Raw genomic sequence first — 18,133 nt, 5'->3', positions numbered from 1 at the left:
CGTGTCAGCCGGCCGCCAACAATTGTTCGATCAGCCGCGCCGCTGCCAGCACGCGCCAGTCGGCGCCGCGCGGACCGGCAATCTGCAGTCCGACCGGCAGGCCGTCGCGTCCCGTGCCGCACGGCACCGAAATCGCGGGTGCCTGGGCGTGATTGAAGAACGGCGTGAAGACGGCATGCGCCCGCGGCTCGACCGCGACGCCGCCGATCCGCTCGGGACCAAGGCGGTCGTTGGGCCATGCCACGCAAGGCGTGGTCGGACACAGCAGCAAGTCGTGTTCGGTGAAGAATGCCGCCAGCGCCAGGCCGATGCGGCGGCTGGCTTCGCGTGCGCGCGCAACCTCGGCGCCGCTCCAGGTGAAGCCGCGCTCGATCTGCCGCGCGATGTCGGGATCGAAGCGATCCGGATCGCGTCGCCACGCGTCGCCATGGAGATTGGCCAGGCCGACATGCTGCAGCGGCATCAATGCCGCTTCGCCGGCCCCGTCGGGCCAGACCGGATCCTGCCGCGCCACGCGAAGGCCCGGCACGCCCGCCGCACGCAGTCTTGCCACCGCCGCCTCGAACGCCTCGGCCACGTCGTCGTCCACCGGCGTGTCGAGACCCAGGCGGGGACTGACGGCGATGCGAAGCCCATCCAGCGGTCCGGCAGGGGCACACCGAAAGCCGGCCGAATCGGGGTCGCGCGGATCGGGCCCGCACAGCACGCGGAACATCAGCGCGGCATCGTCGACGGTGCGCGCGATCGGCGCCATCACCTGGATGCCGGGAAACGCGTGCGGGAAGCCGGCCGCATCGGGAATGGCGCCAAAGGACGGCTTGAAGCCGACCACTCCGGCATGGGCCGGTGGCCGTCGGCTGGAGCCACCGCCGTCCGTGCCCAGCGCCAGCGGCGCCATGCCGGCGGCCACCGCCACCGCGCAGCCGCCCGACGAGCCGCCGGCCGTCAGCGCGGTGTCTTGCGGATGCCGCGTCAGGCCATAGACCTTGTTGGTGGTCAGGCCCTTGCAGGCGAACTCCGAGGTGTTGCCCATGCCAAGGACGATGGCGCCCGCCGCGCGCAGCCGTTCTACCGCAATGGCATCAGCCGGCGCGACGAAGTCGCGGTACAGCAAGGAACCCTGCGTCACGCGGCGCCCGCGCACCCACACGACGTCCTTGACGATCACCGGCACGCCGGCAAGCGGCGGCCGTTCGCCCGCGGCCAGGCGCTCGCGCAGTTGCGCGACGTCGGCGTCGACCAGGTCGCGGCGCTCCTCGAACACCGCATTGAGCTCACCATTGCGCGCGTCGATCCGTGCTTGAAATGCCGACACCACGGCGCCGGGATCGAGTTCGCCGGCGTTGACCTGGGCGGCGATGCCGGCAGCGTTCGGATAGGGCGGTGCGTTGTCGCAGCGCGTTTCGTGCTCGGTGCGATTCGGATGGGGCATCAAAGGCTTCCTCCCGAAGTACGATAGCGCGGCTTTGCCATCTCCGGCAGCGCGCAGGCCAGGAACTCGCCGTGCCCCGCCGTCGCCATCAGCCTGCCTTCGTGCGCGACCACCTTGCCGCGCACCAGCGTCGTGACGGGCCAACCCTTGACGCGCGTGCCCTCGTACGGCGTGTAGTCGACCGCATGGTGCAGGTCCGCGTTGCGGATGACGACCTCGCGCGCCGGATCCCAGATCGCCAGATCGGCGTCCGCGCCGATTGCGATCGTGCCCTTGCGTGGATGCAGGCCGTAGAGCTTGGCCGGGTTGGTCGAGGTCAACGCGACGAACTGGTTCAGCGAAATGCGTCCGCCTCCGACACCCTCGGAGAACAGCAGCGGCAGCCGCGTCTCGAGCCCGGGGATGCCATTCGGAATATAGCGGAACGGCACCTGCTCGCCGCCCGGGTGCTTGCCCTGCGGATCGTCGTAGCGGAACGGCGCATGATCCGACGAGAAGATCGTGAACAGGCCATCGGCCAGGCCGTCCCAGATCACCTCCTGGTTGGCGCGGTCGCGCGGGGGCGGGCTGCAGACGCATTTGGCGCCGTGGTAGCCGGGCTGATCGAGATCCGAGGCGGTCAGGAACAGGTACTGCGGACACGTCTCGGCGAAGATCTTCATGCCGCGCGCTCGGCTCCAGCGGATCTGCTCGACCGCTTCGCGCCCGGATACATGGACGATCAGGATCGGCACGTCGACCAGCTCCGAGAAGGTGATGGCGCGGTGCGTGGCCTCGCGCTCGATCGCCATCGGCCGCGCGATCGCATGAAAGCGTGGCGCGGTCTTCTGCTCGGCCTCCAGCCGGTCGGTCAGCCAGGCGATGCAGTCGGAGTTCTCGGCGTGGATCATCACGAGTGCGCCTTCCTGGCGTGCCACCGTCAATACCTCGAGGATCTCGCGGTCGCCCAGCTTCAGGTCGTCGTAGGTCATGTAGACCTTGAACGACGTGTAGCCCTTGCGGATCAGGCCGGGCAGCTCCTCGCGCAGAACCGTCTCGGTCGGGTCGGACACGATCAGGTGGAAGGCGTAGTCCACCACGGCGCGTCCTTCGGCACGGCGATGGTAGTCGGTCACGGCCGCGCGCAGCGACTGGCCTTTTTCCTGGGCGGCGAACGGAATGACGGTGGTGGTGCCGCCGCATGCGGCCGAGATCGTGCCCGACTCGAAGTCGTCCGCCATCTTCAGGCCATCGGGCATCGGCTGGTCGAGATGGCAATGCGCATCGACACCGCCGGGCAGTACCAGCTTGCCGCTTGCATCGATCTCGTCGCGGGCACTGCCCAGGTCGTGGCCGAGTTGCACGATGCGGCCGCCGGCGATCGCGATGTCGCATTGGACGGTGTCGCTGGCGGTCACCACCGTGCCGTTGCGGATCAGAAGGTCGAACTGTTTCACAGGAATCTCATGACGGTTGTTGTTCTGGCGCGGGTCGCCCCGCGCGTTCAGCGCGCGGCCTCATTGCCGAGGTCGGACAGGCGCGCCCGTGCCGTTTCGCGTGCGACGCCGGCGGCGACGGCAATCAGCACGCAGACCACGGCCAGGTAGATGGCGACCGGCGTGCTGCTGCCGAAGCGGTCCAGCAGGCCCACCGCGATCAACGGGGCCAGCGCGCCGCCGAACACGCCGGCGAACTGGAAGCCCAGCGAGGCGCCGGTGACGCGCACCTGCGTGGCGAACAGCTCCGGCAGGAAGGAAGCGAGCGGCGAGAACATGAAGGACACCAGCACCATGCCGATGAACGAGGCCAGCATGATCAGCGCCGGGCTCAGCGTATGCACCAGCGCGAAGAAGCCGAAGGCCCACAGCGCGCCACCGATGCCGCCGATCATCAGCACGGGGCGCCGGCCGATGCGGTCGGCCAGCACGCCGGCCACGGGGATGAACAGAATCTGCGCGACGGCCCCGAGCAATACGGCATTGAGCGCGATGCTCTTGGGCAGGCCCAGCTTGGTCGGCACGTAGTACAGCAGGAACAGCGTGAAGACGTAGAAGGCGATATCGCCGCCCAGGCGCGCGCCGAAGGCGATCAGCAGCTGCTTCTTGTAGTGGCGCAGCACTTCGGCGATCGGCGCGCGGGCTTCGGCGTGCTGGGCCTCGGCCTTCTCGAACACGGCGGACTCGCGCACATTGGCGCGGATGTACATGCCTACCGCGACCAGCAGGGCGCTCAGCAGGAACGGCACACGCCATCCCCAGCTCAGGAACGCTTCCTCCGACACCATCCACGTCACCAGCGCGAAGACACCGTTGGCGAGCAGCAGCCCGATCGGCGCCGCCAGCTGCACCAGGCTGCCCAGCAGTCCGCGCCGCCGGCCTTCGGGGTCGAGTTCGTTGACCATGATCGCGGCACCGCCCCACTCCCCGCCCAGTGCAAGACCCTGGATCACGCGCAGCAGCACGAGCAGCAACGGCGCCAGCATGCCGACGCTGCCGTAGGTCGGCAGCAGCCCGATGCCGAAGGTCGCCAGGCCCATCATCAGCAGCGTGACGATCAACACGGACTTGCGGCCGAACTTGTCGCCGAAGTGGCCGAAGATCGCCGCGCCCAGCGGCCGCGCGACAAACGCGACGCCGTAGCTGGCGAAGGACAGCAACGTCGCCGTCAGCGGATCGCTCTGCGGGAAGAACAGCTTCGGAAAGACCAGCGCGGCGGCCGATCCGTAAATGAAGTGGTCGTAGAACTCCAGCGTGGTCCCCGCCACGCTGGCACCGGCGACCCGCGCGACCGATTGGGGACGGTCCTGCGCGGTACGCGCGGCTGCGTCGACACTGACTGCTTGCATGATGCGTTCTCCTCCGGAGGGGCCGCCTGTCGGCGGTCGGCATGTTGGCGTAGTGGGTGGGACTGCCGCATCCGTGCCGTCGGCACGGCCCTCGCATGGCGTCTCACTGCCCCGTACAGTAGTCCAATAACCGCCATACAATCAAGACGAAAATTGTTTGTCGAAAGTGGTGCGTATGCATGCCGGATATTGGTGCGGTGCACCGATTCCGTGCCTCGGCACGGGCTTGCCGGCCAACGGCGGCAAGGGTTTGCGGGAAGGAGCGCAGCATGGCCGCGGCGCGGTGCGCAGGCGGGGGAGCCGCCGAGTACGGTCCCCCGGCTAGGGAAAACGAGGAGGGCGGCCGGTTGTGGGACGCAGTGCTGCCGTCACACGGCGACGAACGCGAGGCTCAACAACTTCGCCCTCGTGCCGATATCCGAATGATCCGCACCGGTGTGTGGATCGTCGGCGGTCCCGACGCTATCGAACGCCTATACCGAAACAAACAACATGCTCAAGGCAGCCATCTACAGGGTCATTCCGGTCGCGCTATGTATCGCCACGCTGGCCGGCTGTGCCACGTTCAACAATTCCGAGCCCTTTCCCAAGGAACAGAAGCAAGTGGCGGTGGATATCAGCAAGGAGATGCCGTCGACGTGGTCGGAAATGCCGACCGGTGTCTATGCCGTGCCGAATACCCGCCTGCTGGTCAGCGGCCATCAGACCGGTTCCGGCGCCGCCATGCTGTTTGGCCCGCTCGGCGTGCTGGTCGGCAGCGCGATCAATGCGGAGCGCGCGAAGTCGCTGCTCGGCGATGACAAGGCGATCGCCGACCACGATATGGTCGCGGTCACCGAGAAGCTGCTCAAGGAAGGACTTGCAGCCGACGGCGCCGCCACGCTGACTTACGGCCCGGCCGCCGCTGGCGCCTCGCAACTGACGCTGACCCCGTTCGGCGTGCTCAGTTACATCAACGACAAGGACGTTCGGCCGTATGTCGTGGTCCGAACCGCGCTGAAGGACGCGTCGGGCAAGCAGCTCTGGAGCACGCGCTATATCTCCGCCAGCGCGGAAGCCAAGCCATTCGCGGGTGAGAGCGGCTGGTTTGCCGATAATGCGAAGTCGCTCCGCGCGGCGCTCGACCAGTCGCTGAAGCGAAGCATCGACGTGATGCTGCGCGATATCGCCGGCAAGACGCTGCGCGACGCGACGAAGTGGACCTACGTCAGTGGGCAATATGCCTTCGTCAAGGAACCGCTGAAGGTCAAGGGCACCGTCGTTGTCGACGAGCCGGACTACATTGCGTTCACCCCTCGGCTCGGTGACGTGATTGTATTCACCGGCGTCAATATCTTCGACCGCAAGATCGTGTCGATTGCCGAGGCGACCGAGCAGGATCCGAACTTCGCCAAGTACGAGCCGATGCCCGTCGAGCCCGCGAAGAGCGCGGCCACGACGGTGTCTGCGCCGGCGGCCCAGTAGTCGGCTTGCGCGTTACGCGCCTGGCGGCCATTCAACGGCTGCGGCGCAGCGCCGCGCGAAATCGCGGCGCCGCCTTGCCCAGATGCTCCCACAGCCGGTTCGCGACAGGCCCATGCGGCCGGTCGCGCCGGCGGGCGGCAACCAGCTCCTCGATGCGCCCCGGTAGATAGCGGCCCGCGATCGACAGCAGCCTTCCTTCGGCCAATTCCCGTTCGATCAGGAAGCGGGGCAGATGGCCCCACGCCATGCCCTGCACGATGATCTCCTTCTTCATCATCGGATCGGGCACCGTACACTGCGGCGCGCCTGCGACGACGAAATGCTCCTGAGCCAGCGGACGGCGGGCGCTGTCGCGGATCACGCATTGCGTCAGCGCGCGCAATTGCTCCGGGCGGATCGCGCGCGAGATCGGGAATGGCAGGAAACCGGGCGCCACAACGGGAATCAACTCGATCCTGCACAGGTCCAGCCATTCGACCCGCGTGTCGCTCTTGTCGATCCGATGCACGATCAGATCGGCCTCGCCGTCGAACAGGCGCTCCCACGGCCCGGTCACCGCTTCGACATGCAGGTCCAGCCGCGTCGCTGGATGTTCCGCGAAGAACGGGCTCAGCAGCCCCAGCGTCTGTGACGGCGGACACAGGTCGCCGATCACCACGCGCAGTTCGCTTTCCGCTCCCATCGCCAATTGCTCGGCATGAAGCTGCAGCGCATGCATCTCGCGCAACAGTGACTGCGCGTGCCGATGAAAGGCACGCCCCGCCTCGGTCGGGGTGACCCGGTACCCGCTGCGATCGAGCAACGCCAATCCGAGCTGCCGCTCCAGCCTTGCCACGGCCGCGAATACCGCAGGATGGGTTCGATGCAAGACTGCCGCGGCTGCCTGGAAGCCTCCTTCGCGGACGACGGCGTCGAAGCACTGCAGGTCTTGCAACGTGAAGCGGGACATTGTTCGGTTTCCTGACAGAGAGTGTGAGAACTTTGTAATTTTCTCAAATTCGCTGCGCGACTACGATGGCTTCCGTGCTGGCCTGGGGACGCCGATCGGCGACGGGCCTTCCTCAAAACTTTCAGGAGAACCCAGATGTCCGCGATATCGACCTTTACCACCAGCGATGCCCAGCGGATTGCCTACCGGCTCGAAGGCGAGGCGGGCCGCCCTGTGCTGATGCTGTCCAATTCGATCGCGACCGATATGTCGATGTGGGACGGCGTGATGCCGCAATTGCTGCAGCGTTTCCGCGTGCTGCGCTACGACATGCGCGGCCACGGCGCCTCCGACGTACCGGCCGGCGCCTATTCGCTGGACCGGCTCGGGCGCGACGCGCTCGAACTGATGGATGCGCTGGAGCTCGAGCGCGTCCATTTCCTCGGCCTATCGCTGGGCGGCATGGTCGCGCAATGGCTTGCCATCCACGCCCCCGAGCGAATCGACCGCCTCGTGCTCGCGCATACCGCCGCCTACCTCGGCCCGGCCGCGGATTGGGAGCCGCGCATTCAAACGATCCTGACCGCGACGCCGAACGAGACGGCCGACGCGTTTCTAGCGAACTGGTTTCCCGCCGAGATGCGCGAGAAGAACGACCCCGCGCTCGAGCCGTTTCGCAAGGCCCTGCTCGAGACCAAACCCCATGGCATCGCCGGCGCGCTCGCCGCGGTGCGTGACATGGACCTGCGACGCACCATCACGCTGATTTCACGACCGACGCTGGTGCTCGGCGGCAAGTTCGATACGGTGACCCGGGCCGAGCACAGCGAAGAGATCGCGGCCGCGATTCCGGGCGCGAAGCTGGTGTTGCTGCCGGCGGTGCATATGTCAAATGTGGAGCTCCGTGAGGAATTTGTGACGGAGGTCGGCAGATTCTTGCCTGACGTGGCCGGCACCTCGCTGTCGCTGGATGCCTGCTGACCAGGTCAATGGAATTAATGTTGGGCTCGCAAGGTCGTCAGCCGTGTCACCAATTTTCCCACTCCCGTGTACGGTTCCGGCGCCATCTCCGCAGTGAACCGCCGGCTCAGTTCCATTGCTCGCTGTCTCGCGGCGTCGAGATTCGGTCTGGTGATTGCAAATGCGTTCCGCATGCCTTTCCTGTACTGCGGGACATGTTGCTTCAATCGCTGAATCACCTCGTCGCGATGCACGGGCGCGTGGACCTGCGCGTAGTGCAGCAGTAGCCAGAGCTCGAAATTTGGTACAGAAGCGACCGCGTGGAAGGCGACGCTTTGTCTGGTATCGTTTTTCAGCTGGCCATCCAATTCGGCAGCGTATCGCAAGGCATCGAAGTAGCTGTCGTGATCGTCCCGGTCGAACACCGCGTAGACCTGTTCGAATGCACGGGGCTGGATGCGCTTGTGGCGGTCGCCGTTTCGGAATAGCGATTCGGCGTACTGCACCACCTGGATTGGCGATGTCCCGGTCTCACAGTGGCGGACTTCCACATTGGTGGTGTGCAAACGATAGGCGGCCCGGATTTCGCAGAAGTAGTTCGGCTCGGTTTTCGCGCCTTCGGACACAATCAGGATGCGGTCGTAACTGGCGCGCTGGCTAATCCTGCGCGCCAACTGGTCCCGCTGACGGACCTTGGGACAATCATCGCGAGCCATCAGTGACGTCTTCCGAGATCGCTGCGTACGAACGGGATGCCGCCATATCGGCCCATCAGATATCCCCGCTCCAGCGCTTCATTCTTGCGAGGGCTGAATTCCGCGAGCGCGATCAGGTTCGTCGCTTGTTCGTTGTCTTTCTCGACGAGCCAAATCTGGTCGCGCCGGAGGAGATCCGGCGCATCGAGCAGCGACGTATCGTGGGTCGTAAATATCAACTGCGCGTGACCGGTATTGACGTCGGGGCGATGGAACAGCCTGACCAGTTCGCGCACCAGAAGCGTATGAAGACTGGTGTCGAGTTCATCGATCACCAGTGTCTGGCCCTTCTCGAGGATATCCAGCACAGGCCCAGCGAGGAACAACAGGTTGCGTGTTCCGTTCGATTCGTCCATCAGATCGAACACGGCTGTGCCGTGATCGGTGCTATGGGAAAACCGCAACTGATGCTCTTCAACTTCCTCGGAGCGCAGCTCGGATTTTCCGGCGGCGACATCGAAATGCAGAGTCTGCCCTGGCACTTTGCGCGTCACGACTTCGATGTCCGCAATGCTGATGTCAGCGGAAGTCAGGAAATCGCAGATCCGCTTGCGTCCTCCGGGCTGCTTCAGCATCTCGATCGATACCTGCGGGTTGAGCCGCGCCTGCTCGTTGAAGACGACGAGACTGCTGGCAAACCAGTCGAACAGCGGACGCAGTGCCTCGCTGTTGAGCTGAGCGGCCATCGACAGGAAAAGCGCATTGGGTCGCGTGGCGTTTTCCCACAGCGCCTTCGAGCCCTTGAGCCCGGTGCCGAACTCGTAGACGTCCTTGCCCGAATGCGCATCGTAGTGCCGTTCGAACCAGCGCTGCGGCTTGAACGCTTTGTAGACGAGAAGATATTCGCTGACGATGCGTTGCTGCGTCATGGCGAAGCCGTACTGGTGCCGCACGCCGGCCAGGATGACGGTCACCTCGAACTCGGTCGGCTCTTCCGCCGAAACGGCGTCGAGGCGGAACGGTTGGACGGCGTATGTCTGCCCCGGTTGTACGACCGTGGCGGATTCGACGACCACGCCGCGCATGTATTGCAACGCCTTGATCAGATTGGATTTGCCGCTCGCGTTGGCGCCATAGACTACGGCGCTGCTCAACAGGCGGGGGGCAGCCTTCAGGCCCGTTTCGACCGTATTGGTGTCGGCAAGGGAGCTGTCCTTCGAAGCGACGAGGGTGAGGACCTGTTCGTCCCGCAGGCTCCGGAAGTTCTTGACGCGGAATTCGACAAGCATATCGCCCACCAAATCGGCATAAAAATAAAGCCGAATTTTGCGCTACAAACGCAAGAAGTCAAGATATTAGTGAGTAGGACATGCGAATTCAATAACGTGACGCTTTAGGCTCATCAAGGGGGTGGCCGAGCTTCATGCCACCGCGAGGGACCAAAAAAAACGCCGCCCAAAGGCGGCGCAATCAGGCTTCGTCCATTAGCCCAAGTGTCGATCATCTTTCCCAGCTCTGATCAGAAGCGGTAGGTAACGCTCCCCACCACCGTCCGCCGTGCGCCGAAGTAGCAGTCGCCGCGGGCGAGGCAGGTCGTCAGGTATTCCTTGTCGAACAGGTTGTTGACGTTCAGCGCGACGCGGACCGGGCCGTGGTCGTAGGCCAGCACGGCATCGACGAGCGTGGCGCTGCCCACCTTGTTGCGGTCGGTGCCGTCATAGCTGGCGCTGAAGTACCGCACGCCGGCGCCGGCCGAGAAGCCGGGCTTGTCGAACAGGTTGAACTTGTAGGTGCCCCACAGCGAAGCCATATGCTTCGGAATGCTGGCGATGCGCTTGCCGACTTCGACGGGATTGCCGGCGAGGATGCGGGTGTCGAGGTAGGTGTAGTTGGCGATCAGGTCGACCCGATTGCGCAGCGACGCGAGGGCTTCGATCTCGAAGCCGCGCGTGCGTGCCTCGCCGATCTGCACGGTGTCGGGCATGCCGTTGACGATGCCGGATGCGCGGCGGTTCTTCTCGCGCATGTCGAACACGGCCATCGTGACCATCGCGTTCTTGCCGGGCGGCTGGTATTTGATGCCCGCTTCCCATTGCTTGCCGCGCAGCGGCTTCAGCGGACCTGCGCGGTTATTGCCCGGCACACCCACGAAGGACTCCGAATAGCTGATGTACGGATTCAGGCCGAAGTCGGTCTGGTACATCAGGCCGAAGCGCTTGGTCAGCTCATTGTCGTCGCGCGAACCGGCCGGCGTGTTCACTTGCGAGGCGCGCGACCAGTCATAGCGCAGGCCGACCATCAGCAGCCACTGATTCCACGACATCTGGTCCTGCATATAGATGCCAGTCTGGATCTGCTTGGTGGGATTGACGTGGCCCAGCGTCGGTGCGACGTAATTGCCGTAGACCGGATTGACGATGTCGATCGGCGCCGCGCTGCCGGTTCCGGTGGCGCCGCGTCGGCCATCGACATCGGCGTGCTGATAATCGATGCCGCTCAGCAGGGTATGGCCCACGCTGCCGGTGCGGAAGTTTGCCTGGGCCTGGGTGTCGACCAGGAAGGATCGGAGCCGCGGGTTGTCCCAATAGACAGTGCGTTTCAACAGCCGGTCACTGCCTGCCACCCACGGGCTCTCGCGATCGTTGAAACGCGCGTAGATGCTGCGGTAATCCACCGTGCTGTACGAATACCGCAGGTTCTGGCGGAACGTGAAGACCTCGTTCGCCTTGTGCTCGAACTGATAACCAATGGCCGCCTGTTCGGCCTTGAAGCGATCGAAGCCGGGCTCGCTGACGAAGAAGCTGTCGCGGATCTTCAGGCCGCCGGGATTCGGATACAGCATTCCCTGCCAGGGGAAGAACCCCGCGGTCGTATTGCTGTCATCGCGCTGGAAATTCGCCAGCAGCGTGAACGAGGTATCGCTGTTCGGCCGATACGTCAGCGACGGCGCGATCAGATAGCGATTGTCCTGGGCGAAGTCGACATGCGTGTCGCTGTCGCGCGCCAGCGCAACCAGCCGATACAGCCATTTGCCGTCCGCATCGAGCGGCCCGGTCAGGTCGGCCTGGACCTGCTTGCGGTTGTTGTTGCCGAACTGCACGCCGATCTCGCGGGCGGCTTCCGCTTGCGGGCGCTTGCTGACGAGGTTCAGGATGCCGCCAACCGCGCCCTGGCCGAACAGCATCGACGATGGGCCGCGCAGGACGTCGATCCGCTCCAGCGCGTACACGTCGGGGCGGACATTGTTGTAGAAGCCGACCGCATTGAGCAGCCCGTCCTGGTATTGCGTGAAATCGGTGCCGCGGAAGCGTCCCCAGTCGCCGCGATTGTCGTTGCCGTACAGGCCGGCGTGGACGCCCGCGGTATAGCCGATCGCCTGCTGCACCGATTGCGCGCCCTGCGCCTCGATGCGGTCGCGCGTGATCACGGTGATCGACTGCGGCGTTTCCATGACCGGGGTGTCGGTCTTGGTCGCGGTGGCGCTGCGTTTGGCGACGAAGCCGAAGACCGGGCCCGTGGCGGTTTCGTTGTCGCTGGTGGCGCGCACGGTGACCGCCGGCAATTCGGCGGCGGCCGTGGCACCGGCGGTGGCACCAGCGGTGGCGGAGGCAGGAGCGGCAGGCGCGGCAGCCGGCGCCGAAGCGTCGACAGGCGCGGACTGCTGGGCCCATACCATGCCGGCGGCTTGCAGGCCCAGGGCGAGAGTCGTCAGGCGAAGGGCATGGCCGCGGTGGCGGCCACGGCGTTGGGTTGCGCGCTGTGGCATGGTCGGATCCGTCTATATTTTTTCAGAACGCCCGCGCAATGCCGCCGCGGTGCGGCAGCGCGGACCGTGACGTCGGTCCTGCGGGTCGAAGGCCCAGTGGACGAACGATAAATGCGAATCGTTCTTGTTAACCTTCGCATTGTAACGGCATGTGTCGAGCCGGACATAAAAGGGTGACCGCGCCACAGGGTTAATGCACCCGTGCGCACGCCGGAACCGCCCGGGGAGCACCAACAGGACAGGAGGGCCGCGATGCCGCTGCCGCCGTATTTCGCCGATCGCCGCGACGCCGGCGTCCATCTGGCGCGCCGCCTGAGCGAACTTGGCCATGCGAAGCGGGACGGAGAGCCGCCGCTGGTGCTGGCGCTGCCACGCGGCGGCGTGCCGGTCGCCTTCGAGGTGGCCCGCGCGTTGGGCGCCACGCTCGACATCCTGCTGGTGCGCAAGATCGGCGCGCCCGGCTATCCCGAGCTGGCGCTGGGCGCGGTGGTCGAGGGCGATGCCACCGGCTCGCCGCCGCATACCGTCGCCAACGACGATGCATGGACGCGCCGCGCAGTCGACAGCGGCGCATTCGAACTGGAGCGCGGCCGGCAGTTAGGGGAGATCGCCCGGCGCCAGCAGCGTTATCGCGGCGGCGCGCCGGTGGCGGCGATGCGCGACCGGGTCGTGATCATGGTCGACGATGGCGTGGCGACGGGCGCGACGATGCGCGCCGCGCTGGAGAGCGCGCGCCACGCCGGGGCGGCTCGCGTGATTGCCGCGGTGCCGGTCGCGTCGGTCGAAGGGTTGGCGTCGCTGCGGGACGCGGCCGACGAATGCGTATCGCTGTCGGTGCCGGAAGATTTCGGCGCGGTGGGCGCGTATTACGCAGATTTCGAGCAGACCACCGACGATGAGGTGATGGCGTTGCTGCGCGAGGCTCGCAACGCCGAAAGGGGGTGAGGGCGAGGCATCGTCAGGCGCGCTGCTGCGCCAGCCGCCGCTTCAGATGCGGAATCAGCCCGCCGGCGCGCAGCATGTCGAGCAGGAACGGCGGGATCGGCTCGCATGGCACACGGCTGCCATCGGCCAGCACGATGGCGGCGCCGTCCAGATCCAGCGTTGCGCGTGCTCCATCGACCAGTCCGTCGGTATGCGTGCAGACCAGCGCCGGCAGGCCGAGATTCAGCGCATTGCGATAGAACAGGCCAGCGAACGAGGGCGCGATCACCGCGGCAACACCCAGATGGCGCAACGCCTGCGGCGCCTGTTCGCGCGACGAGCCGACGCCGAAGTGCCGTCCGCCGACGACGAGGTCGCCCGGCCGCACGGTCGCAGGGAATTCGGGGCGCAATCCGGCCAGGCAATGGCGCGCGATCTGCTCGATGCCGCCTTTCATCTGCGTGGCGGGCGCCATCGCATCGGTATCGACGTTATCGCCGAAGCGCCAGATACGGCCGGCGGTGCGATGGTCGGCGGCGGTATTGCCGGGTGTGTTCGTGCGGAGCGAGGTCATGACAGCAGCGTGCGCGGATCGGTGATGCGGCCCGTGACCGCCGATGCCGCCACGGTCATCGGCGAGGCAAGCCACACCGCGCTGCCGGCATCGCCCATGCGACCCGCGAAATTGCGCGCGGTCGAAGCAATCGCACGCGTGCCGGCGGCAAAACGCGTGGGACCGTAGCCGGCGCAGGCGTTGCAGGCATTGGGCAGCAATTGGGCGCCGGCATCGAGCAGCGCAGCCAGCGTGCCTTCGCGCTCGGCCTGCTGCTGATCGCGCAGCGAGGCCGGCGCCAGTTGCAGCGACACCCCCGGCGCGACCTTGCGTCCGCGCAGGATGCGCGCAGCCATGCGCAGGTCGTCGAGCTTGGCGCCGGTGCAGGCGCCGAGATAGGCGACGTCGATCGTTTCGCCCTGGACCTCGGTCACCGGCGCGCCGTTGGCCGGCGAGTGGGGCGCGGCGACCTGCGGGGCCAGCGTGGTCGCATCGAAGCGAAGGGCCTGCAGCACCGGCGCATCGGCATCGCTGCGCCAATGCCGCACGTCGATCTGCCCCAGCGTGGCCGCGGGCACGCCGGCCTGTTCGAGCCATTGCAGCGTGGTGGCGTCGGGTGCGACGAGGCCGGTCTGCGCGCCCAGCTCCGCGCTCATATTGGTCAGCGTCATCCGTTCGTGCATCGACAGTGCGGTCACGGCCGTGCCGGCATATTCGATGGCCTCGTAGCGGCCGCCGCCCAGCCCGAGACTCGCGCACAGGAACAGCATGATGTCCTTGGCGCAGACGCCGTCGGCCAGCGTGCCGTCCCATTCGATGCGGATGGTCTGCGGCACGCGCAGCCAGATCTCGCCGGTGGCCAGCACGCCCGCCATCTCTGTGGCGCCGATGCCGAACATATAGGCGCCGAACGCGCCACCGGTCGGGCTGTGGCTGTCGCCGCCGACGATGAACTGGCCCGGCAGCACGTAGCCGCGCTCGGGCAGCACCACGTGGCAGATGCCTTCGTTGTCGATCAAATGCGGCAGGCGCTGTTCGCGGACCCAGTCGCGCGTGAAGCGGACGATCGCCTCGGCTTCGGCATCGGCGGCGGGCACGAAGTGGTCGGTCACGACGACGAAACGTTCGGGGTCCCAGACCTTGGCGCCCAGTTCGCGCAGCAGCGGCGCGACGCGGCGCGGTCCGCTGGAATCGTGCGACATCGCCAGATCGACCTTGCAGGTGACCACGGTGCCTGGCGTCACGTGGTCCATGCCCGCTGCGCGGGCGACCAGCTTCTGCGCGAGGGTTTGCGCCGGGATGGACCCGGCGCCGGCACGGCTCATTCCACCTTGGCTCCCGAATAGCGGACCACGGTGGCCCAGCGCTTGATGTCCTGCTTGACGAAGGCGCTGAAGGCCTCCGGCGTGTTGGCGACGGGCTGCGCGCCATCGTTTTCCAGGCGCCTGGCCACCGCGGGCGTCTCCAGACCTCGTCGCGCGGCTTGATACAGGGTGCGCGTGACTTCCGGCGGCAGGCCCGCCGGCCCGAACAGCCCGAACCAGGCGTTGGACTCGAAGCCCTTGACGGTCTGCGAGATCGGCGGCACGCCAGGCAGCTGCGGCAGCGGCGCCGGACTGGTGACGCCGAGCGCCTTCAGCTTGCCGGCCTTGATATGCGGCAGCACGTTCAGCGTGCTGGCGAACATCAGCTCGACGCGGCCCGACAGCAGGTCGGTGACGGCGGGCGTCGTCCCCTTGTACGGAATGTTGACGATGTACGTGCCGGTCATCATCTTGAACATGTCGCCGGCCAGATGCACCGACGAGCCGACCGCGCCGATGCCGAAGTTCAGCTTGCCGGGACGGGACTTGGCGAGCTGGATCAACTCGGCGACATTGTTGGCCGGCACCGACGGATGGGCGACCAGCACGCTCGGCACGCTGGCGACCAGCGTGATCGGCGTGAAATCGGCGACCGGATCGAACGGCAGGTTCTTGTACAGCGTCGCGTTGATGGTATGGCTGGTGAAACTCATCAACAGCGTGCTGCCGTCCGGCGCGCTCTGCGCCACCAGTTCGGCGGCGATATTGCCGCCGGCACCCGGGCGGTTCTCGACCACGACGGACTGGTCCAGCAGCCTGCCCATCTCGGTGGCGATGGTGCGGGCCAGCGTATCGGTGGTGCCGCCGGCGGGCGCGCCGACCAGGATGCGGATCGGCTTGCCGCCGGCGATCTGGCCGAGGGGGGCGGCGGACGGGGCCGCTGTCCCCGACGTGCCCGACGGTCCGCTGTTACCGTTGGTCGCGCCGATGGCCAAGCCGGGCGCGAGCAGTGCCAGCAGCGTCGCCGCGCCCAGGCCGAGCGCGGTGCGGCGGGTCTTGACGACGCCAGCGGCGAGGGCCGATGGCGAAAGGGAACGGCTGGCTCGTTGCAGCGGCATGACGCGTGTCTCCTTGTCTGATCGTCGAAGCGCGCAGCATGGCGCGCCTGCGTCAGTCGCGCAAGCTGGTGCGGGTCCCGTTGTCTACCCAGACGTTGGCGCTGTCGCCGCCGGCCGGCGACAGTTCCATCCGGTATTCGTAGCGGTCGGGCCGGTACTGGCCCAGCAGCAGCTGGATCGGACGGCCGGACTTGTCCTGCACCACCCGGCGGGTGGCGAGCAACGCGGCGCCGACCGGCACCTCGAGCAGCGGGGCCACCACCACGTCGGCCAGCCGGGCCGACAGGACCTGGGTGGCGCGGCCCAGCTTCAGGCCGCCGCGGTTCTCGAGCAGCCGCAGGATCGGCGTGGTCTCCAGATCCTTGCGGGTCAGATGGCGGCCGAGGTCGGCCGGCACGTAGACGGTGATATGGGACAGCGGCTCGCCGTGGTAATGGCGTACCCGCACCACCTTGGTCACGGGGTCGCCGGGCTGCAGGCACAGCGACTCGGCGACGTCCGGCGTGGCATGCACCTCCTCGATCGAGATCACCTTGACCGAGGTCTTCTGCCCCATGTCGAGCAGGTTGTCCAGCAGGCTGACCGCCTGCGGCGCGCTGGCCGCCGGCGCGATTGGATGCGGATTGACGAAGGTGCCGAGCCCGCGATGGCGGCGCACCAGTCCTTCCTGCACCAGGCGATCGAATACCCGGCGCATGGTCACGCGCGAGGCATGGAATTGCTTGGCCAGGTCGATCTCGCCCGGCAGAGGCCCCTGGCCAAAACGGCCTTCCACAATCTGTTGGCGCAGCACCACGTAAATCTGGTGATACAGGGGAACGACGGCTTCACTCATGGCTTCCCTTGCGAGTCGACGACGGGTCGGCAATTAGTTTAATGTACTTTAAATCAGACATGAACATAGTGACAACGCAATAGGCGCCGTCGTGTGAAATCGCGCTTTTGCGGGCCACGTGGCGGACCGGCCTTGTCGGAGCAACGTCGGCGCAATGTCGATACATTTTCGTTGCAATCTCGCGAGCGTTTTTCCGTCTGATTTTCCGCTGCGGGAAGCGACGAATGCAGCGCCCCATTTGACGCGGCCGCCCATGATCCGCGATGCGGTTCATCAGAAACATCCCCCCAATGCAGGACGTGCTTAAAAAAACACCACCCACGCCCTGTCCGATTCCTCGTTTCATTTTCGTAACGCGAGCGGGGCGAGCCGGTTTTTTCGGCATTCGGACTTAACTATCCGGCAATAAACATATTTTTTTCGGGCCGCTGGAATTGCCGGCCGACGAGGCTTTTTGCGCCCTGTCACACCGATGTGACATGTCTGTTCCGGTTCACAGGATTCGCCCTCGCAGTGTCGCACCGAAAGTGGGATCTTGCACCGCAACAGGGCCATTTTGGCCTTGTTTTACAAGGGAATGCCGTACTTCGGTGGGGTGCTGGCACTGAATATGCGCAGGGCGCTTCGGTTTGGCCAATGCCGGACCATGACCCGGCTACCGCTTCGTTTCCGTCTGACGAGCGCGGCGCCGGGCTGAGTCGCAGAGAACATCCTCCTGGGAGCTATGTATGAAAAAGACCTTACTCGCGTCCGCCGTCGCCCTGACTCTCGGGGTGACAGGGCACGCCTTGGCGCAGACCGCAACCGACGATGCCGTGGCGGTGAATGTCAATGTCACCGACAACGACACCACCACCACGACCAAGACCAATTCGGAGAACCGCGGGCGCGCATGGGCGGAGGGCCTTGGCACGACTGCGGCAAACAACGGCTCCACCTCGACCGCCAACTTCTCCAATGCCTTCAACACGAGCCGTGCGGTCGCCATGACGCGGCTGAACGGCACGGTCAGCGGCCTGACCGTCAGCCACATCGGCAACGTCGCCCGCCAGCTGGGTAATGCGAGCGGCGGCGCCGGCGGCGCGGGTGGCGCCGGCACGGGCGGCAATGCCATGGGCGGAACCGGCGGCAATGGCGGCAACAGCGGCAATGGTGGCGCCGGCGGTAACGGCGGTGCCGGCGGCCTGGCGACGATTGGCGATGCGACCGCGGGCGACGCCAACAACGGCAGCGCAACGGCGGGCCGCGGCGGCTATGGCGGTAATGCCAATGGCACCGCGGGTCGTGGCGCGAACGGCGTAGGCACTGGCGGTGGCGCCCTGGCGGCCAG

Annotated in this window: 14 protein-coding genes and 1 pseudogene; 4 read left to right on the top strand and 11 right to left on the bottom strand. The window is 66.2% G+C overall.

Going from position 1 to position 18,133, the window contains the following annotated elements; translation table 11 throughout:
- Positions 1 to 4 precede the first annotated feature (4 nt).
- From B551_RS01715 to B551_RS01705, 3 genes are read right to left on the bottom strand one after another with little or no spacing between them, the layout of a single operon-like run.
- A complete protein-coding gene (locus B551_RS01715) occupies positions 5 to 1,432 on the bottom strand; it encodes an amidase (RefSeq protein WP_023263356.1) in 1,428 nt (475 codons plus the stop codon).
- Entirely contained in the window at positions 1,432 to 2,868 is a 1,437-nt protein-coding gene (hydA, locus tag B551_RS01710; RefSeq protein WP_006575830.1) for a dihydropyrimidinase, read from the bottom strand. The genes B551_RS01715 and hydA overlap by 1 nt, the downstream gene beginning before the upstream one ends.
- 47 nt (positions 2,869 to 2,915) lie before the next feature.
- Positions 2,916 to 4,256: an MFS transporter gene (locus B551_RS01705; RefSeq protein WP_006575829.1), complete on the bottom strand. Its 1,341-nt coding sequence runs from the start codon at positions 4,254 to 4,256 to the stop codon at positions 2,916 to 2,918.
- 492 nt (positions 4,257 to 4,748) lie between these two features.
- Between B551_RS01705 and B551_RS01700 the strand changes: the two genes are divergently transcribed.
- Complete coding sequence (locus tag B551_RS01700; RefSeq protein ID WP_023263355.1) at positions 4,749 to 5,720, top strand: hypothetical protein; 972 nt, start codon at positions 4,749 to 4,751, stop codon at positions 5,718 to 5,720.
- 31 nt (positions 5,721 to 5,751) lie between these two features.
- On the opposite strand, the gene B551_RS01695 is transcribed toward B551_RS01700, so the two are convergent.
- On the bottom strand, positions 5,752 to 6,669 hold the full coding sequence (locus B551_RS01695; protein WP_006575827.1) for a LysR family transcriptional regulator: 918 nt from the start codon (positions 6,667 to 6,669) through the stop codon (positions 5,752 to 5,754).
- Positions 6,670 to 6,804: 135 nt separating this feature from the next.
- Here B551_RS01695 and B551_RS01690 point away from each other — a divergent pair, with 135 nt between their 5' ends.
- Positions 6,805 to 7,629, top strand: coding sequence for an alpha/beta fold hydrolase (locus B551_RS01690; protein ID WP_006575826.1), 825 nt, complete (start codon positions 6,805 to 6,807; stop codon positions 7,627 to 7,629).
- A gap of 14 nt (positions 7,630 to 7,643) precedes the next feature.
- Here B551_RS01690 and B551_RS01685 read toward each other — a convergent pair whose 3' ends face one another.
- The 3 genes from B551_RS01685 to B551_RS01675 all read right to left on the bottom strand — a co-directional run bounded on the left by B551_RS01685 (position 7,644) and on the right by B551_RS01675 (position 11,979).
- Positions 7,644 to 8,324, bottom strand: coding sequence for an RloB family protein (locus tag B551_RS01685; RefSeq protein WP_006575825.1), 681 nt, complete (start codon positions 8,322 to 8,324; stop codon positions 7,644 to 7,646).
- Positions 8,324 to 9,592 (bottom strand): ATP/GTP-binding protein, encoded by a 1,269-nt coding sequence (locus tag B551_RS01680; protein ID WP_043436808.1) that lies wholly within the window; start codon positions 9,590 to 9,592, stop codon positions 8,324 to 8,326. The genes B551_RS01685 and B551_RS01680 overlap by 1 nt, the downstream gene beginning before the upstream one ends.
- Before the next feature lie 230 nt (positions 9,593 to 9,822).
- Positions 9,823 to 11,979 carry a TonB-dependent siderophore receptor gene (locus B551_RS01675; protein WP_006575823.1) on the bottom strand — a complete coding sequence of 719 codons (2,157 nt, stop codon included), beginning with the start codon at positions 11,977 to 11,979 and terminating at the stop codon, positions 9,823 to 9,825.
- A gap of 342 nt (positions 11,980 to 12,321) precedes the next feature.
- Here B551_RS01675 and B551_RS01670 point away from each other — a divergent pair, with 342 nt between their 5' ends.
- Positions 12,322 to 13,014, top strand: coding sequence for a phosphoribosyltransferase (locus B551_RS01670; protein WP_006575822.1), 693 nt, complete (start codon positions 12,322 to 12,324; stop codon positions 13,012 to 13,014).
- Between the two features lie 13 nt (positions 13,015 to 13,027).
- Here B551_RS01670 and B551_RS01665 read toward each other — a convergent pair whose 3' ends face one another.
- From B551_RS01665 to B551_RS01650, 4 genes are read right to left on the bottom strand one after another with little or no spacing between them, the layout of a single operon-like run.
- On the bottom strand, positions 13,028 to 13,567 hold the full coding sequence (locus B551_RS01665; protein ID WP_006575821.1) for a 3-isopropylmalate dehydratase small subunit: 540 nt from the start codon (positions 13,565 to 13,567) through the stop codon (positions 13,028 to 13,030).
- Entirely contained in the window at positions 13,564 to 14,871 is a 1,308-nt protein-coding gene (locus B551_RS01660) for a 3-isopropylmalate dehydratase large subunit (protein ID WP_006575820.1), read from the bottom strand. Before B551_RS01660 ends, B551_RS01665 begins: the two co-directional genes overlap by 4 nt.
- Positions 14,868 to 15,968, bottom strand: a complete 1,101-nt coding sequence (locus B551_RS01655) for a tripartite tricarboxylate transporter substrate binding protein (protein ID WP_006575819.1) — start codon at positions 15,966 to 15,968, stop codon at positions 14,868 to 14,870. The genes B551_RS01660 and B551_RS01655 overlap by 4 nt, the downstream gene beginning before the upstream one ends.
- A 52-nt stretch (positions 15,969 to 16,020) precedes the next feature.
- Positions 16,021 to 16,803, bottom strand: coding sequence for a GntR family transcriptional regulator (locus B551_RS01650; protein WP_006575818.1), 783 nt, complete (start codon positions 16,801 to 16,803; stop codon positions 16,021 to 16,023).
- Between the two features lie 728 nt (positions 16,804 to 17,531).
- Here B551_RS01650 and B551_RS27300 point away from each other — a divergent pair.
- Positions 17,532 to 18,133, top strand: a pseudogene (locus tag B551_RS27300) (hypothetical protein); the annotation flags it as partial.

Source organism: Cupriavidus sp. HPC(L) (genome assembly GCF_000307735.3).
Lineage (GTDB): Bacteria > Pseudomonadota > Gammaproteobacteria > Burkholderiales > Burkholderiaceae > Cupriavidus.
This window is presented reverse-complemented; position numbering and strand designations above follow the sequence as displayed.

Bases quoted from the DNA above. Each gene is read 5' to 3' on its own strand.
- B551_RS01715 (WP_023263356.1), bottom strand. From the start codon at position 1,432: ATGCCCCATCCGAATCGCACCGAGCACGAAACGCGCTGCGACAACGCA.
- B551_RS01705 (WP_006575829.1), bottom strand. From the start codon at position 4,256: ATGCAAGCAGTCAGTGTCGACGCAGCCGCGCGTACCGCGCAGGACCGT.
- B551_RS01700 (WP_023263355.1), top strand. From the start codon at position 4,749: ATGCTCAAGGCAGCCATCTACAGGGTCATTCCGGTCGCGCTATGTATC.
- B551_RS01695 (WP_006575827.1), bottom strand. From the start codon at position 6,669: ATGTCCCGCTTCACGTTGCAAGACCTGCAGTGCTTCGACGCCGTCGTC.
- B551_RS01690 (WP_006575826.1), top strand. From the start codon at position 6,805: ATGTCCGCGATATCGACCTTTACCACCAGCGATGCCCAGCGGATTGCC.
- B551_RS01685 (WP_006575825.1), bottom strand. From the start codon at position 8,324: ATGGCTCGCGATGATTGTCCCAAGGTCCGTCAGCGGGACCAGTTGGCG.
- B551_RS01680 (WP_043436808.1), bottom strand. From the start codon at position 9,592: ATGCTTGTCGAATTCCGCGTCAAGAACTTCCGGAGCCTGCGGGACGAA.
- B551_RS01675 (WP_006575823.1), bottom strand. From the start codon at position 11,979: ATGGTATGGGCCCAGCAGTCCGCGCCTGTCGACGCTTCGGCGCCGGCT.
- B551_RS01670 (WP_006575822.1), top strand. From the start codon at position 12,322: ATGCCGCTGCCGCCGTATTTCGCCGATCGCCGCGACGCCGGCGTCCAT.
- B551_RS01665 (WP_006575821.1), bottom strand. From the start codon at position 13,567: ATGACCTCGCTCCGCACGAACACACCCGGCAATACCGCCGCCGACCAT.
- B551_RS01660 (WP_006575820.1), bottom strand. From the start codon at position 14,871: ATGAGCCGTGCCGGCGCCGGGTCCATCCCGGCGCAAACCCTCGCGCAG.
- B551_RS01655 (WP_006575819.1), bottom strand. From the start codon at position 15,968: ATGCCGCTGCAACGAGCCAGCCGTTCCCTTTCGCCATCGGCCCTCGCC.
- B551_RS01650 (WP_006575818.1), bottom strand. From the start codon at position 16,803: ATGAGTGAAGCCGTCGTTCCCCTGTATCACCAGATTTACGTGGTGCTG.